The sequence below is a fragment of the Candidatus Symbiopectobacterium sp. NZEC135 genome (assembly GCF_025962695.1).
In genome coordinates, this window is record NZ_JAGFPF010001365.1 from 1 (window position 1) to 574 (window position 574).

Annotated in this window: 1 pseudogene; it reads right to left on the reverse strand. The window is 61.8% G+C overall.

Features of this window, described 5'->3' with window-relative positions:
- Window positions 1-574 (reverse strand): annotated as a pseudogene (locus J5224_RS34285) (urocanate hydratase); the annotation flags it as partial.

Genomic DNA, 574 nt, shown 5'->3' on the forward strand with positions numbered 1-574 from the left:
AGCACTCTCATAGCCCGCATCCGCGTGGCGCATCACGCCCGTAGCCGGATCGTTCCACAGCACGCGCGCCAGACGCTCATCGGCCTGTTCGCTACCGTCACACACGATCACCGTGCCCGCATGCTGTGAGAAGCCCATGCCAACGCCACCGCCGTGATGCAGGCTGACCCAGGTTGCGCCACCCGCCGTGTTTAACAACGCATTGAGCAGCGGCCAGTCGGATACCGCATCCGAGCCATCACGCATCGCTTCGGTTTCCCGATTGGGTGAGGCAACCGATCCGCAATCCAGATGATCGCGGCCAATCACAATCGGCGCTTTCAACTCACCATTGCGCACCATTTCATTGAAAGCCAGCCCGGCCAGATGGCGCTCGCCCAATCCCAGCCAGCAAATGCGCGCCGGTAATCCCTGGAAGGCGATGCGCTCTTGCGCCATGTCGAGCCAGCGGTGTAACGACGTATTCTCGGGAAACAGTGCTTTAAGCTTGGCATCGGTACGCGCGATATCCTCCGGGTCGCCAGACAGCGCCACCCAACGGAACGGGCCTTTGCCCTGGCAGAACAACGGGCGA